The organism is Bacillus sp. RCC_6_1 (genome assembly GCF_041360755.1).
GTDB lineage: Bacteria > Bacillota > Bacilli > Bacillales > Bacillaceae_G > Bacillus_A > Bacillus_A cereus.
In genome coordinates, this window is the sequence record NZ_JBFUPV010000017.1 from 13,411 (window position 1) to 30,615 (window position 17,205).

Sequence of the window (17,205 nt, forward strand, 5' to 3'; positions counted from 1 at the left end):
CATGGGTGCTTTTAAATTTATATATGTTTGTACTTGAACCGTTTTTAAATTCTTAACAATAAAAAAGAATTTAAAAAACGAAAATTATAAAATAAATCCAATCATTATATTAATGAATTGGCCAATCTTAGCTACAACTTGGGAGCCATGAGCCACTATTGAGTTAATATCAGTTAAAGCTGCTTGTGCTTATCTAAGAAGAGAGGGTCTTACAGCTGCACCTTGTTCCGCATTTTGTGCTATTTCTTCAACAAAATCCAAAGCATTCTCTTTAACATCTGAGTTCTCAATAGATATCTCTTTTAGTAATTCTATTTAGTAGAATATTCCCCTGTATAGCATCATTTTTGAGTCCTGATTCCATGAGATTGAAGTTAAGATATATTGAAAAGATCTTATTGAGATTTCTTGTCAATTTCTCATGAGTTTTCAGTTTATTCGGAAATTTAACGGTTTTAATTTTACAGTTTAGTGAAATAGTGGGTTTGAAGATAATATAAAGCGTCTACAGGACAATAGTTATGGATATAAGATGAAAATATCGTATGTGCATAGCAAAACATAACGGAAAATCAACAACATGAACGGAAGGGTAAACAGTACTGTAGCATATGAACTTATTTGGTCTGTCTTAGGAGTCGTACAATGCAAAATTGTAAGTCAGCAATCCTAGAAATAAATTTGCCTTTGGTAGTAAGCGCTCCACTAACGATGTTCATCCTCAATATTTTCTTAAAACGTTTCAAGGAATTTAGTTTATGTATATAACTTTATAAAGAATATTAAATCTGTAGCATATGTAATTCCTTTTGAATGAATTCACTTATAGATCCTCATCTAAACTAAAAAATTTCGCATATAACTTCATTTATGTTTAAAGTTTAAAAGCTCACCATAGATGATTTATAGAGAATGCAATTATAAATACAAGAAAATCTAATTTAAAATTGAAAATTCGTTCTATTTTGGTTAGATATGGAATAAATGAATTTTATTTCTCAATATTCACTGTATGTCACTTTTTTGTTTTTTTCTATATGATATTGGAAAAAGTATGCTTAATTTCATAACATAAAACCCCTACAAAATTATTACTCTACAAATTAATTTCTTAAAGAAAACTTCTTGTGAATATTTTACTAACTACATAAAGTGTAAAATAAACAGAATTATTACCAAAGTATTAGGTTTTTAGAATAAAAATGAGTGCTCAAAATATCATTGAAATCCAGGAATAGAAATTGTAATTAAATTTTTTTGTTTTCTGTCAGGTATGTAAATCACTTTAGCTACTTTATGGGTAATTTCATGTGTTTTTTCTTTTGCTTAAGTTTATGAAATAGGAATATTAGCGCTAAATATTGTAGCTAAGAGTATGTAAAGCATAGAAAATCCGAATTAAACAAAATAGGAGGAAAGTGAAAATGAAGCATCAAGATGATAGTAAAACTGGTTTGGAAATAGCGATTATTGGAATGGCAGGTAAATTTCCAGGTGCAAATGAAATAAACCAATTCTGGGATAACCTAAAAAATGGTGTTGATTCAATTTCTACATTTACTGAAGACGAGTTAATTAAAGAAGGTGTTAATTTAGATGTTTTACAACATCCTAATTTTGTGAAAGCAAAAGGGTATTTGGAGGAAGTAGAATATTTTGATGAATCCTTTTTTGCTTATACACCTAGAGAAGCGAAAATAATGGATCCTCAGATCCGTATGTTACAGGAAACAACATGGGAAGCATTAGAGATGGCAGGCTATAATCCATTTGATTATGAAGGATTAATAGGGTTATACGTAGGAGCATCTACTAATTTTAATTGGATGAAGCACACGCCATTATTAAACAGTGATAGTGTGGTTGAGTTTTCAGAGGCGGGTACTCTTTCCTATAAAGATGCAATTTCAACGCTTACATCCTATAAGTTGGGACTTAAGGGACCGAGTTTTACATTGTATACAGCTTGCTCTACATCTCTTTTGAGCATTCATCTTGCATGTAGATCATTGTTAACTGGAGAATGCTCTATTGCAGCTGCAGGTGGAGTATCTATAACGTATCCTAAAAAGAATGGTTATAAATACCATGAAGGAATGACAAGTTCACCTGATGGCAAAGTGCGTACTTTTGATGCAGAAGCCCAGGGCGCAGTTTTTAGTGATGGTGTAGGTATGGTAATACTAAAGAGATTAGAAGATGCGATTGCTGATGGAGATACGATATATGGTGTAATTAAGGGATCAGCAGCAAATAATGATGGTGGTCGAAAAGTAGGCTATACTGCTCCGAGTGTTGAGGGACAGGCTGAAGTAATTCAAGCAGCACATAGTTTTGCTGAAGTTGATCCTTCTACAATTAGTTATATAGAAACGCATGGGACGGCAACGCCATTAGGGGATTCTATCGAAGTAGAGGCTCTAAAGAGAGCGTTTCAAGATGTGGACAAGAAATCTTTTTGTGCAATTGGTTCTGTTAAGAGTAATGTAGGTCATTTAGATACAGCTGCAGGGGTGACGGGACTTATAAAGACAGTTTTATCTATGAGGCATAAACAACTCCCGCCAACTTTAAATGTGAAGCGCCCTAACTCGAAAATTGATTTTATAGATAGCCCATTTTATATCAATACTGATTTGGTGAATTGGCAAAGTGAAGATAATGCTCTTCTTCGAGCAGGTGTGAGTGCTTTCGGATATGGTGGAACTAACGTTCATATTGTATTAGAAGAAGCCCCTAAAGTTAAAAGTTCTGCTTCTACTAGAGAGAAAAAACTAATGGTTCTTTCTGCTAGATCAAAAGAAGCTTTAAATAATGCTACAGTAAATATGGTTGAATATCTGGAATCTAATAAAGATGTTGAATTAGCAGATGTAGCATACACATTGCAAACTGGCCGTCGATCATTTCCGTATAGAAGAGCGGTCTTATGTAAGGATATAGATAGCGCCATAGACAATTTAAAAACAGTTAAAGATTTTCACGTAAAAACGCAAGAAAATCCAGATTTGGTATTTGTGTTACCTAGCGAATACTCATCAATTATTGAGAATGTAAAAGAACTATACCAAAAGGAACCATTATTCTTAAAAGTATTTGAGCGTAATATGACTGATGCCCAAATGTATACTGGAAAAGCATTGAAAGAAGCATTCTTTAAAGGAACAGATGATAGCTTGGTTGAAGATTTAACCTTCTTCGTCTGCTTGCAATCGATTATTGATGTATTAATTGAATGTGATGTACGTCCTTCTAACATTATTGGTACAGGCTTAGCTGGAATGGTTTCAGATATTTATAATAAATCTCTTAAGCCAGAAGATGTCCTGAATCCATTAGTTGAGAACTATATAGAGTTACAGATAGAATGGACGCATGGAGAAAAAGTAGAACTTCTAACACAAGTTAAGGATGTAGATCCTAATTTTGTGATTGTACATATTGGAGAGTTATTAAATTCTGAAATTAATAATAATCAGATTATTTTACAGAACGACTTGTTAGAGGTATTGGGACAAGCGTGGGAGTTAGGGGTAGAAATTAATTGGAGTAAACTGTATGAAGAGGAATATAGATTACGTATTGCCTTACCAACTTATCCTTTTGAGAAAAAACGATATTGGATAGATCCAGCTGAACAGCAAAATATAACTAATAGTGAAGAAACATCGATAAAGAAACGTTCTAATATAGCTGAGTGGTTCTATAATCCAGGTTGGATGGAAAAAGAAATTGTAGATGTAACTAAAGAATCTACTAAAAGTTGGTTGTTATTTTTAGACAATGAGCATATAGGCTTAGCTCTTAAAGAAAAGCTTGAAAGAGATGGACATCGTGTTATAACAGTCGGTGTGGGTCCTTCATATAAAAAGATTAGTTTAAATGAATTTACAATATGCCCTACTAAACAAGAAGATTATTATCAGTTATTTAATGAGCTACAAAAACAAGAGTGTTTACCAGAGGAGATTGTTCACCTATGGAATGTGGATAATAAGGATTTAGGTATCGAGACCTTAGATGCTGGATTCTATTCATTAATATCACTTGCAAAGACAATTAGTAAATTTAATTTACTTTATCCTATCAATATAAATGTTATGACGAATAATATGCAAAAGGTAGTAGGAGACGAGTCTATTATTGCAGAAAAATCTACTCTTTTAGCTCCTATAAAAGTATTTCCGCAAGAGTATCCAAATATTAGATGCCGTAGTGTAGATTTTATGTTGTCTGATAATGAAGAAGCATTAATATCAAACTTATATTCTGAGATTCAAATGGACATTATTGACACTGTAATAGCAATTCGAAATAATACTCGTTACATTCGAATTTATGAGCCTATACCTGATGAAAAAGTAAGTGAAATGCTAGTAATAAATGAAAAGGAATCAGCTTCAAAAATTCGAAATATTCGATCGGAAGGGGTTTATTTAATTACTGGTGGAATGGGAGGAGTAGGCCTTAAATTAGCAGAATATTTGGCGCGTACAGTAAAGGCTAAACTAATATTAGTTAGTAGAACAGCTCTTCCTGATCGTGAAGAATGGGATCAAATTCTTCAATCACAGATTGAAAATGAACAAGTATGTCAACGTATTAACCATATTCAGAAGTTGGAGTCATTGGGAGCAAAAGTAATGACAGCTGTTGCAGATGTAGCTGATGAAGAGCAAATGAGAAACGTGATTCATCAGGCTGAGGCTAATTTTGGTCACATAAATGGGGTAATTCATGCTGCAGGTGTCTTACGTGTTAAATCAGCTCAGTGTCCAATGGAAAAGATAAGTAGGATTGAATGTGAAGAGCAATTTCTTCCTAAAGTACATGGTGTGCTAGTTCTTGATAAGTTATTGAGTAATTATGATCTTGATTTTTGTTATCTTGTTTCATCACTTTCACCTATTTTGGGTGGATTAGGTTTTGTAGCCTATTCAGCAGCAAACCTTTACTTAGATAGTTTTTCAGACAAAGTCAGTAATACATCTAATAATCGATGGACCAGTATTAATTGGGGAGATTGGCAGTATACGGGAGCTCAACAGGTTAATAAAATATTCAATGCTCAAAGTATAGAAGCGCTTGAAATGACATCTGAGGAAGGACAAAAAACATTCCAATGTGTGCTTGGTTTAAGTGGTTTAAATCAGGTAATTATTTCTTCAGGAGATTTAAATAAACGTTTTGATCAATGGATTAATCTGAATTCTCGTAAACGAATTTCTGAATTGGAAACTCAAACGAAAACGGGAGATAAGTTCAGAAATCAAGATGAAGTAGAGGAAATAATTATAGGGATTTGGAAAGAGTTTTACAGTGTTGATACTGTAAATGTAAATGAAAATTTCTTTGATCTTGGTGCAACTTCACTTCATATAATTCAAATTCATGAGAGATTAATTAATAGATTAGAAAAACAGATTTCAATTGGAGTTATGTTTGAGTATCCAAGTATTCGTTCTTTAGCGAGATACTTAAGTGGAGATAAGCAAAAGAATCAAGTTAAACATACAAAACGTTTTAATCGAAAAACGAAAGAAGATAACGATATTGCAATTATAGGAATAGATGGACGTTTTCCTGGAGCACAGAATGTAAATGAATTCTGGAATAATATAAAGTCTGGAACAGAGTCTATTCAATTTTTTACAGATGAAGAGTTAATTGAATCTGGTGTGAATCCTATGGAAGTAAAAAGCCCTAATTATGTTAAGGCGAAAGGGTATTTAGAGGGAACTGATAATTTTGATGCTCCATTCTTTGATTATACACCTCAAGATGCATCATTAATGGATCCGCAACTACGAGTATTTCATGAATGTGCGTGGTCTGCCCTTGAACATGCTGGATATAATATCGAGACATACCCGGGCCTAATTGGTGTATATAGTGGGGCATCTCCTAACTTATATTGGCAAGTGTTATCTACTCTTTCAGAGGCAAATGAACCAGCTGGACAATTTTTAATTTCATTACTTAACGACAAAGACTCGCTAAGCACTCAAATTTCTTACAAATTTAACCTAAAAGGACCAAGTATGAATATCTTTACGGGATGTTCAACATCATTGGTGGCTATTCATAATGCATGCCAAGCATTATTACAGGGGCATTGTGATATTGCTATAGCTGGAGGAATTACATTAACTCAACCTGAAAAAGCAGGTTATACCTACCAAGAAGGAATGCTATTTTCTTCAGATGGTCATTGTCGTCCTTTTGATGAAAATGCAAATGGAATGCTTTTTGGAGACGGTGTTGGGATTGTTGTTCTGAAGCCTTTACAGGAAGCTATAAATGATGGGGATACTATACATGCAGTAATAAAAGGAACGGCGATTAATAATGATGGGAATCGGAAAATTGGTTACACTGCACCTAGTGTAGAGGGCCAAGTAGAAGTTATTAAAATGGCGCAACATGAAGCAAATGTAGAACCTGAGTCCATTTCCTATATTGAAACACACGGAACTGCTACTAAACTAGGAGATACCATTGAGATCAAGGCGCTTAGTGAAGTGTTTAACTCTAATGAAAAACAATCTGTACCAATTGGATCTGTTAAAGCAAATGTAGGCCATCTAAATGCAGCGTCTGGTGTTGCTGGTCTAATTAAAACGGTCTTTGCGATGAAAGATCAGGTTCTTCCACCAAGTGTGAATTTTACAAAACCAAACACGCAAATTGGATTTGAAAAGACACCTTTTTATGTAAATCAACAATTAAATGAGTGGAAAGAGGATAATAAACCATTACGTGCAGGTGTTAGTTCATTTGGTATTGGTGGTACAAATGCACATATTATTTTGGAGGAGGCACCAAAGCTTGAAGCAACCTCAAATAGTAGACCATACCAGATGTTAATGATTTCGGCAAAATCGAAAGATGCTTTGGATCGTATGACTTTGAATTTAGGAAATCACCTTGAAGAGAATCCTCATGTGAATTTGGCAGACGCTAGTTATACATTGCAAATTGGACGTAAGGAATTCAAGCATAGGAGAGCTTTAGTTTGTTCCAGTACTCAAGAAGGAATTGAACAATTAAACCAGCCAGACGGAAGAAGAGTACAATATGCAAATGTAAAAGAGGAACATCCTAAAATCAACTTCCTGTTTTCTGGGAACGGATCGCAATATGTAAACATGGGGTTAGAATTATACGAACAAGAGGCAATTTTCCGTGAAGCTATGGATGAATGCTTTGCAATCCTTCAATCTGTTACGAATGTAAACATGAAAGAAGTGTTATACCCAACTACTTTCAGTATTGATGAGGCAACGGAAAAATTGAAAAGAATGGAATTTAGTCAACCAATTCTTTTCGCGTTTGAATACTCAGTTGCGAAACTATTAATGGGTTGGGGAATTAAACCTGAAGCAATGATTGGATATTCATTTGGCGAATATGTGGCTGCTTGTTTAGCAGAAGTATTTACTTTGGAAGATGCATTTAAATTAGTTGTAAAAAGAGGTCAGCTAATGAGTAGTCTTCCTGCAGGGGTAATGCTTAGCGTTCCGCTTCCAGAAGAGGAATTAATTCATTTAATTAATTCTTTTGAAAAAGAATATCAACATACCATTTCTTTAGCGGTAGTTAATGGTCCAGCTTGTATAGTTTCTGGGACAGAAGAAGCAATTGTAGATTTTGAAAATGAATTAAAGAAAAAGCGTTTAATGTGTATGCGAGTAACAATAGAAGGAGCAGCACATTCACACGAACTGGATTCAATTCTGGACGAGTATGCTTCCTATGTGAGTACATTGACACTTAGAGAACCTAAAATACCTTATTTGTCAAACTTGACTGGTACTTGGATACGACCTGAAGAAGCAACAAACCCAGTTTATTGGGTAAAACATATGCGTGGAACTGTTCGATTCTCTAATGGAATTCAAGAGTTGAATAGCGACAATACAAGTCTATTCATAGAGATTGGTCCTGGAAATGACCTTAGTAGGCTTACTAGTCGCCTTTTAGACTATGAAAATGGTAATGAAAGAATATTTAATACGGTTCGATCTGTTCAACAAGATGTATCAGATATGTATTTCTTATTTAGTCACATCACTCGAATGTGGGTAACAGGTATTTCTATAGATTGGGAACAATTTTATAAAGATGAGAAGAGAAGACGTATCCCATTACCAATGTATTCTTTCAATAAAATATCTTATAAATTACAAGGTAATCCGTATGATTTAGGTCAAAAGCTTAATAGTAAGCAATCTAAAATTAGTAAGAATAACAACATTTCTGAATGGTTCTATACGCCGCAATGGAAAAGTTCTACATTGTTTGAACCAAATCATGATGTGAATGAGACATGGATTGTTTTTGTAGATCAAGAAGGATTAGGTAATGAATTAGTTAAGGACTTATTAAATAAAGGGCAGAGAGTAGTTACAGTAGAACCTGGCTTTGCTTTTAATAAGGAGAATAACGATCGCTTCATTATAAATCCTGAAGAACGTACAGATTACGTTAAGTTATTGGATGAAGTACAAGAAATATGTGGTTTACCTACAAGAATAATTCATATGTGGGGAATTACCAATGAGGAAAGACAAGCCTCAATTGAATATGTAAATTGTAAACAAAACTTAGGATTCTATTCAATGTTCTACTTAACTCAGGCACTAGGAGACAAGAATATCTCTGATTCAATCTCAATTCGAATCATTACAAATGGTGTTCAACAAGTGATTGGTGATGAAGAATTAATTCCAGAAAAATCAACTGTACTTGGAACGTCATTAGTTGTTCCGCAAGAGTATTCTTATCTTTCTTGTTCAAGTGTTGATGTTGTTTTACCTCTAAACAAAGAATGGAAGAGTAGGTTAATAAATCAATTAGTAGAAGAATGTCTTTCAAATACGAATGATAAGATGATTGCTTATCGAGGAAATAAAAGATTTGTTCAAACTTACGAGCCTTTACAACTAGAACAGCCAGCTAAAGAGAAACTGCCTTTACGAAAAAATGGAGTTTACCTTATTACAGGAGGACTTGGAGGTATTGGTACAATTCTTGCGAAACACTTGGCTCAAACTGTACAAGCCAACTTAGTTCTTCTTACACGTACAGGTCTGCCAAATCGTGATGAGTGGGATATGCATTTGAAGGAAAATACGATGTATTCGGACAGAATTCGTAAAGTTTTAGAGATAGAAGAAACGGGATCTAAAGTTTATGTACTTGCTGCTGATGTTACAGATCAATCACAACTATACGAAGCAATTCATAAGGCAGAACAAAAATTTGGAAAGATTAATGGTGTAATTCATGGTGCAGGTATTCTCGGTGGAAAGACTTTTAATTTGATTCAGGAACTTGAAAAAGAGGACTGTGAGGAGCAATTTTCTGCAAAAATTTATGGTCTTCTCAATTTAGAAGAGTGCTTACGAAATAAAGACTTAGATTTTTGTGTTCTAATGTCTTCAATTTCAGCGGTCTTAGGTGGATTAGGTTATGTTGCATATGCTGCTTCAAATATATACATGGATGTTTTTGCACAATATATAAATCGTTATTCCAAACTGCCTTGGATAAGTGTCAATTGGAGTGACTGGAAATACTGGGAAGATGAAGAAAAAGATATGCAAATAGGTGCAAGTGTACATGAATTATCTATGACACCTGAAGAGGGAGTTCAGGCCTTTAATATAGCACTGTCATGGAAACAAGGGGAAGTACTGATTCATTCTCCAGGGGAACTGCAAGCGCGTATTGATCAATGGGTGTTATTAAATTCTTTCAATGATGAGAAGGAAGAAGAATTAGATTCTACGTTATACCATTCTAGACCACAACTCTTGACTGAATATGTAGCACCTCGCAATGAGGTAGAAGAAAAGCTTTCAAAAATTTGGAGAAATATATTTAAAGTTTCAGAAGTTGGTGTTCATGATGATCTTCTGGAACTAGGTGGAGATTCACTTAAGGCTATTACTATTGTTTCAAAAATTCATAAAGAGTTTAATGTTGAAGTTCCTATTAAAGAACTCTTTACTCTATCAAATATTGAGAAACTAGCAAATTATATTTCAAGGGCAGATAAGAGTGAATTTGATGTTATTGTTCCAGCTGAACCTAAATCTCATTATCAGCTTTCTTCAGCTCAGAAGAGATTTTATGTATTACACCGATTGTATCCAGAAAGTACAGCTTATAATGATACTTCCGTTATTCTTTTAAATGGAAAATTAAACATTGAACGTTTAGAAAAGGCGTTCACTCAATTAATTAAGCGTCATGAGATATTTAGAACTACTATTGAAATGAAAAATGATAAACCGGTACAAATTATTCATGATCATGCTGATTTCCATATTACTCAAATTGAGGGCTTTGAATCTGAAGTGGAACAAATAATTAATGAATTTATTCGCCCATTTAATTTTAATAATGCTCCATATTTCCGTGTAGGATTAATTAGATTGGAAGAACAAAAACATATTTTAATTATTGATTTACATCATATAGTAACCGATGGAGTTTCCTATGATATTTTTGTTAGAGATCTATTTGCGCTTTACTCAGGAGAGAAATTACCAAACTTAAAAATACAGTATAAGGATTACTCAGAATGGCAGCAGAGTGAAAAAGAAAAAGAAATTGCTCTCAAACATGAACAGTATTGGCTAGAGCAATTTAAAGATGGTGTACCTGTCTTGAATATGCCTACTGATTATACGAGACCTGAAATAATAGATCTGAAAGGTAGTAAAATATCCTTTACTATTGATTCCAATGTTACCAAGAAAATTAAGCGTTTATTAGCAAAAGAAGAAACTACATTATATACGCTAATGCTCTCTGTATATAATATTTTGCTAGGTAAATATACTGGCCAAGAGGATGTTGTTATTGGTTCACCAATTACTGGTCGCCCGCATGCGGATTTACAAGATATTATAGGAGTATTTGTAAACATGTTAGGAATAAGGAACTATCCAAGAGCTGAACAAAGGTTTACTCAATTCCTATTTGAAGTAAAAGAGCAGGTCTTACAAGCGTTTGAACATCAAAAATGTCAATATGAGGACCTGGTTAATCAATTAGGACTTCAGGGCACGTATAATAGGAACCCACTTTTCGATGTTTCATTTGTTATGCAAAATATGGATGCAGATCATATGTTTATCGATGGTTTAGAACTAAGGACATATGATCACGACTTTAAGCGCGCACAAATGGATTTATTGCTAAGAGTGGTTGAATTGGAAGATACAATTGAACTGACTATGGAATATGCAACCTCTTTATATACTAGGGACACGGTTCAAAAGTTATGTGAGCGTTATGTTGAGATTTTTGAACAAATTGTAGATCATCCTGAAATTTTATTAAAAGATATTTCATTTAAACAAGAAATTCAAGAACTGCAACCAGTTAAGGTATCAGTAGATTTTGGGGATTTTAACTTTTAATTGATTATTGTCAGGAGTGAGTAACTATGGTTGAACGAATAGCAAATAAAGATAAAGTAATTGCCGCAAATGAACGAATAAAGGAAAGAGAATTTTGGTTAGAAAACTTATCAGGGGAACTGGCTGACTGCCATTTCCCTTATGATTACCGGACATCAAACAAACAGGTGAATTTATCAAATGTTAACATAAAACTAAAAGAGGAATTGTCCGAGAAGATTTTAAAGTTAGCAAATGGATCAGATCTTCAGTTGCACATGATTCTTACTGCTGGACTTACCTTGCTGTTAAATAAATATACTAGATTGCAAGATATATGCATTGGTACACCTGTTTTAAAACAAGACAGTGATACTAACCTTATTAATACTTTGTTAGTTTTAAGACATGGTCTTGAGGAACATATGACATTTAGACAAATTCTCCAGCATGTTAGTACAGTAATGGTTAATGCTTTAGAACATCAAAATTTCCCATTGGAAAGTTTACAACCGGTTTTGAGTAACTACCTTCCAGAGGGGCGTAATTATCCGTTCCGTACTGCAATTTTGCTAGAGGAAATTCAAGATTTAAATTATTTAAGTGAGAGCAATGCTGAGATTATATTCTCTTTCCGTCAAGTAAATGGGTGTATAGAAGTTGATATGTATTTTAATGAGCATCTATACAAAACATCTACTGTTACGCGATTTGGTCATCATTTTATAGACTTGTTAGAGCAAGCTTTACTACAACCGAATACGCCGCATATAGATTTAGATTGGGTTAGTGATAATGATATAAGAGAGTTAATCACATTTAATCAAACTGAGTTAGATTACCCGCATCATTTAACGGTGATACAGTTATTTGAAGAACAAGTCATGCATAATCCAAATAAACTTGCTGTTTCTGATGACAAAAGAGAAATAACATACGCTCAATTAAAAGAAAAGGTAGATCTGGTTGCCAGTTCTCTATATAAAAAAGGAATTGGAAAAGGACACATTGTTGGCCTTATGATGGATCGATCAATTGATGCAGTAATTGCATTGCTAGGTATTTTAAAAAGTGGAGCTGCTTATTTACCTATTAACATATATTTGCCATATAAACGGATAGAGGCAATGCTAAAAGAATGTAAATCTCCACTTTGTATAGTAAAACCAGAAGTTATTAGTGAAGATTTTACAAGGGAAATCCAGGATTGTAGTATGGTAAGTTTTAATGAACTACTTGAAACAGAATTGGTTAGTTTCCCTTCAGTAAGTAAACCTTACGATTTGGTATATGTTATTTTTACCTCTGGAACAACAGGTAATCCTAAAGGAATTATGATTGAAAATCGTAGTGTTGTAAATTTAATATTCGGGTTAAAAAATGAAATATATGATAAATATAGTTCCTCTATGCGAATCGGGTTAGTTTCACCTTTTGAGTTTGACGCTTCAGTACAAAACATGTTTGGTGCGCTTTTATTAGGAAATAGTTTATTTATAGTACCAGAGGAAGCAAGAACTGATGGGCAGAAGCTAATTAATTTTTATCAAGAAAAGCAAATAAATATCGCGGATGGAACGCCGATGCATCTTCGATTATTAACTAATTTTATAGATGAAAAAATAGAATATTCATTTAAACATTTTATTATTGCTGGAGAGGAATTACCACCGAAATTAGCGCGGAAATTCCTTGGTTTATTTAATAAGAACTGCCAACCTAATTTAACAAATGCTTATGGACCTACGGAGACTACTGTAGATTCTACATGTTATCATGTTCAGCACGATAAGTTAGAACTTATGAATCAATTACCAATAGGACGACCTCTAGCCAATCAAAAAGTTTATATTATGGGTGATAATCAACAATTACAACCCGTTGGAATTCCTGGAGAGTTGTGTATTTCAGGAGAAGGGCTAGCAAGAGGGTATTTAAATCAACCTAAGTTAACTATGGACAAATTTGTTCCTATACAAATCACCAAAACAGGTTCTTCTATTATAGATGACAAGGTATATCGTACTGGAGACTTGGCTCGCTGGTTACCAGATGGAAATCTTGAATATTTAGGCCGTATGGATGATCAAGTCAAAATTCGTGGATTACGAATTGAATTAGGAGAAATAGAAAAGCAACTATTACGATATCCTGAAATTGGTGAAGCTATTGTAATTACACGTAAAAAAGAGGGAGAAGATGCTCCGGTTTTATGTGCATATGTTGTTATGAATTCTTCAGCTAAAGTAGAAGAGGTACGCCAATTCCTTAGAGAGTATTTACCTTTTTATATGATTCCTGCATACATCATCCCAATTGAGCAGTTTCCAATCTCATCAAACGGTAAAATAGATCGGAAAGCTCTTCCAGATCCAATTTGGGAGCAATCCACAGCTTTATTTATTGAACCACGTAATGAAATTGAACAAATGCTCTCTGAGATATGGAAAGTAGTACTTGGAATAGAGAAAATAGGTGTGAATGATAACTTTTTTGAATTAGGAGGTAATTCATTACAAATTACTTCTGTTGTTTCACACATATATAAACGTTTAGGTGTAGATGTACCTATACGTGAAATGTTTCAAAGGCCTACAATTATGCTATTAGCGGATTATATAGAGAAATATGAAGGGAAGAAAAATTATTCTCAAATTGAGATCGTACCTGATAGAGAATTTTATCAAGCTTCTTCTTCACAAAAAAGATTATATATATTAAACCGCTTTGCTGGAATAGGAACTGCCTACAATATACCAGGTGCAATGTTAATAGAAGGTGAGTTTGATTTTATAAAGGCAGAACAATGTGTCAAAGAATTAGTGGAACGTCATGAATCATTAAGAACTTCATTCCAATTTATTAAAGGTGAACCAGTTCAATTTATTCATGATAGTTTAGATATTAGAATTGAACATTTATATAAATCTGATAGATCAACAATTGAAGAGTTAATACAGGAATTTATTCGTCCTTTTCAGTTAGATAGGGCTCCACTTATGCGCGTCGGTTTAATGAAATTAGAATTCAATCAATACCTGTTACTTTTTGATCTTCATCACATAATAGCAGATGGAGTATCTTTAGCGAAGTTAGAAAAAGAGTTTATAGATTTATATTCAGGCAAAGCCTTAGAGCCTATTAAAATACAATACAAAGATTATGCAAATTGGCAAACCAATCGTTTACATGATGAAGGGCTGAAAGAAATTGAAGAGTATTGGGTAAATAAGTTTAAAGGTGAGTTACCAATTCTTATGTTCCCAACCGATAAGCCACGTGGGCTAAATCAAACTTTTGAAGGTGATAGATTAGTATTCCATCTAACAACTGAACTTTCTAATAAATTAAAATCCTTTGCGGATGAAAGAGAAGCTACTTTATATATGGTACTTCTTTCGTCACTAAATATAGTATTGCATGTGTATACGCAACAGGAAGATATTATAGTAGGTTCTCCAATTGCAGGAAGAATTCATCATGATCTTGAGCCTATCATAGGTATGTTTGTAAATACTCTACCTATGAGAAATCATCCTAAAGCGGAAAAGACGATAATTCAATTCTTAAATGAAGTAAAAGAAAATGCGCTAGAAGCATTTCAATATCAAGAATACCCATTTGATGAGTTAGTAAATAAGTTAGACATGGCTTATCATACTAATCGAAATCCTGTATTTGATGTCATGTTAGTAATGCAGAATATCGGAAGAACATCAGAAAAAATAAAAGATATTACATTTAAATCATACGAAATTAAGCATCAAGCTTCAAAGGTAGATATGAGTATAGAAGTATTTCCGGAAGAAGAGGGTCTGCGATTAGAATTGGAATACGCGACAGGACTATATTATCCGCAAACTATAGAGCGGTTTATGATGCATTTTATAAATACGCTAGAGTGGATGGTAGCTAATCCTGAAGCGAAAATTGAAGACGTTAATGTTTTAAGTAAAAGTGAATCCACAAGGATGTTAAATGAACTTAATAATACAAAATTAGATTTTACTCAGGGCAAATTAGTTCATCAATTTTTTGAGGATCAGGTTGAAAATAAACCAGAAGAAATCGCAGTTATTTCAAATGATATACCGTACAGTTATTCGTATATCAATAATCGAGCAAATCAGCTTGCTCGTATTCTTAGACAAAAAGGTGTAGATCAGGAAACTAAAATTGGTATCGTTGTGGAAAGATCCGTAGAAATGATTATAGCTATATTTGCTGCGCTAAAATCTGGAGCTGCATATGTACCAATTGATCCTGAATATCCAAAGCGTCGAATGGAACATATTTTAGAGGATTGTAATCCTCAATTTGTACTTACAGAATCTAAATACGTAGGTGAAATTCCATTTGTAGGAGAGATTATTGATTTAAAGCAAGAAAATTTGTACGTTGGTGATACAAGCAACCTGGAGGTTACTGGAAAACCAAATAACTTAGCTTATATTTTATACACCTCCGGTTCTACAGGTAGACCAAAAGGAGTCATGATTGAACATTGTAGTATTGTGAATTTCTTATTTTCAATGTCTCATTTATATCCTATGGATGAATCAGATACGTATTTACTGAAGACACCTTATATATTTGATGTATCTGTTCTAGAGTTGTTTGGGTGGACCATAGTAGGTAGTAAATTAGTAATAATGGACAATGGGGAACATCGAAACCCAAGAGCAATTTTAAGAACTATAGATAAATATGATGTGAAATTATTAAATTTTGTACCGTCTATGTTTAGAGCCTTCGTAAATACACTTAATAATGAAAATTGCCAGGTTTTAAATAAAGTGAAGTATATATTACTTGCGGGTGAAGCTTTGACACATGAGGTGGTTAATAAGTTTAAAAAGCATCGACTATCGACTCAAATAGAAAATATGTATGGTCCTACTGAGGCGACAGTGATCGCAAGTACGTTTTCACTTCAAGAAAGTAAAAACTATAATACTATTCCTATTGGAAAGCCTATTCCGAATGTAAGGCTTTATATACTTAATCAAAAACAGAGACTTCAGCCTATTGGCGCGGTAGGAGAGCTGTATATTGCGGGAGAAGGGCTTGCAAGAGGATATGTAAATCAAATGAGATTAACTGAAGAAAAGTTTTTACCAGACCCATTTGTAAAAGGGGAGAAAATGTACAGGACAGGAGATCTTTCACGCTGGTTACCTGATGGGAATATAGAATTCCTCGGTAGAAATGATGAACAATTAAAAATTAGAGGATATCGAATTGAGCCAGGGGAAATTTTAGATGCTTTATCTTCACATCATGCAATTAAAGAAGCAGTGATAGTAGACATTCAAGATGAAGATGGGCAGAAAAAACTTGTAGCTTATTTCGTAGCAAAATCACTTGTATCCATTTCTGATTTGAAATTGCATCTTGCGAAATTAGTCCCGAGTTATATGATACCTACTTTCTTTGTTGAAGTTGAAAACATACCATTAACACCAAGTGGAAAGGTTGATCGACATTCCTTACCTTCACCTAGATCTTTACCTAAGAATGAGGAGGAGAGTATGATGTCTCCTAGTAATGAGTTAGAATCTCGTTTGGTTGAAATATGGAAAAGTATATTGAAGATTGAAGCTGTCGGTGTAGAGGATGATTTCTTTGACTTAGGAGGAAATTCTCTACTAGCTATTGAGCTTGATCTTGCTTTAGAAAACGAGAATCTTAATACGGACGACTTAGTCGCATATACAAAACGCAATATTAAACAACTAGCTGCTTATATAGCAGAAAAGAAAAATAATTAGTATTACTTCATATTGTAAAC

At 33.7% G+C, this 17,205-nt stretch carries 2 protein-coding genes; both read left to right on the forward strand.

The window, feature by feature from the left end; all coding sequences use genetic code 11:
- Nucleotides 1-1,424: 1,424 nt before the first annotated feature.
- A complete protein-coding gene (locus AB6801_RS27550; protein WP_370941253.1) occupies nucleotides 1,425-11,435 on the forward strand; it encodes an SDR family NAD(P)-dependent oxidoreductase in 10,011 nt (3,336 codons plus the stop codon).
- A 26-nt stretch (nucleotides 11,436-11,461) separates the two neighbouring features.
- Nucleotides 11,462-17,185 carry an amino acid adenylation domain-containing protein gene (locus AB6801_RS27555; RefSeq protein ID WP_370941254.1) on the forward strand — a complete coding sequence of 1,908 codons (5,724 nt, stop codon included), beginning with the start codon at nucleotides 11,462-11,464 and terminating at the stop codon, nucleotides 17,183-17,185.
- Nucleotides 17,186-17,205 lie beyond the last annotated feature (20 nt).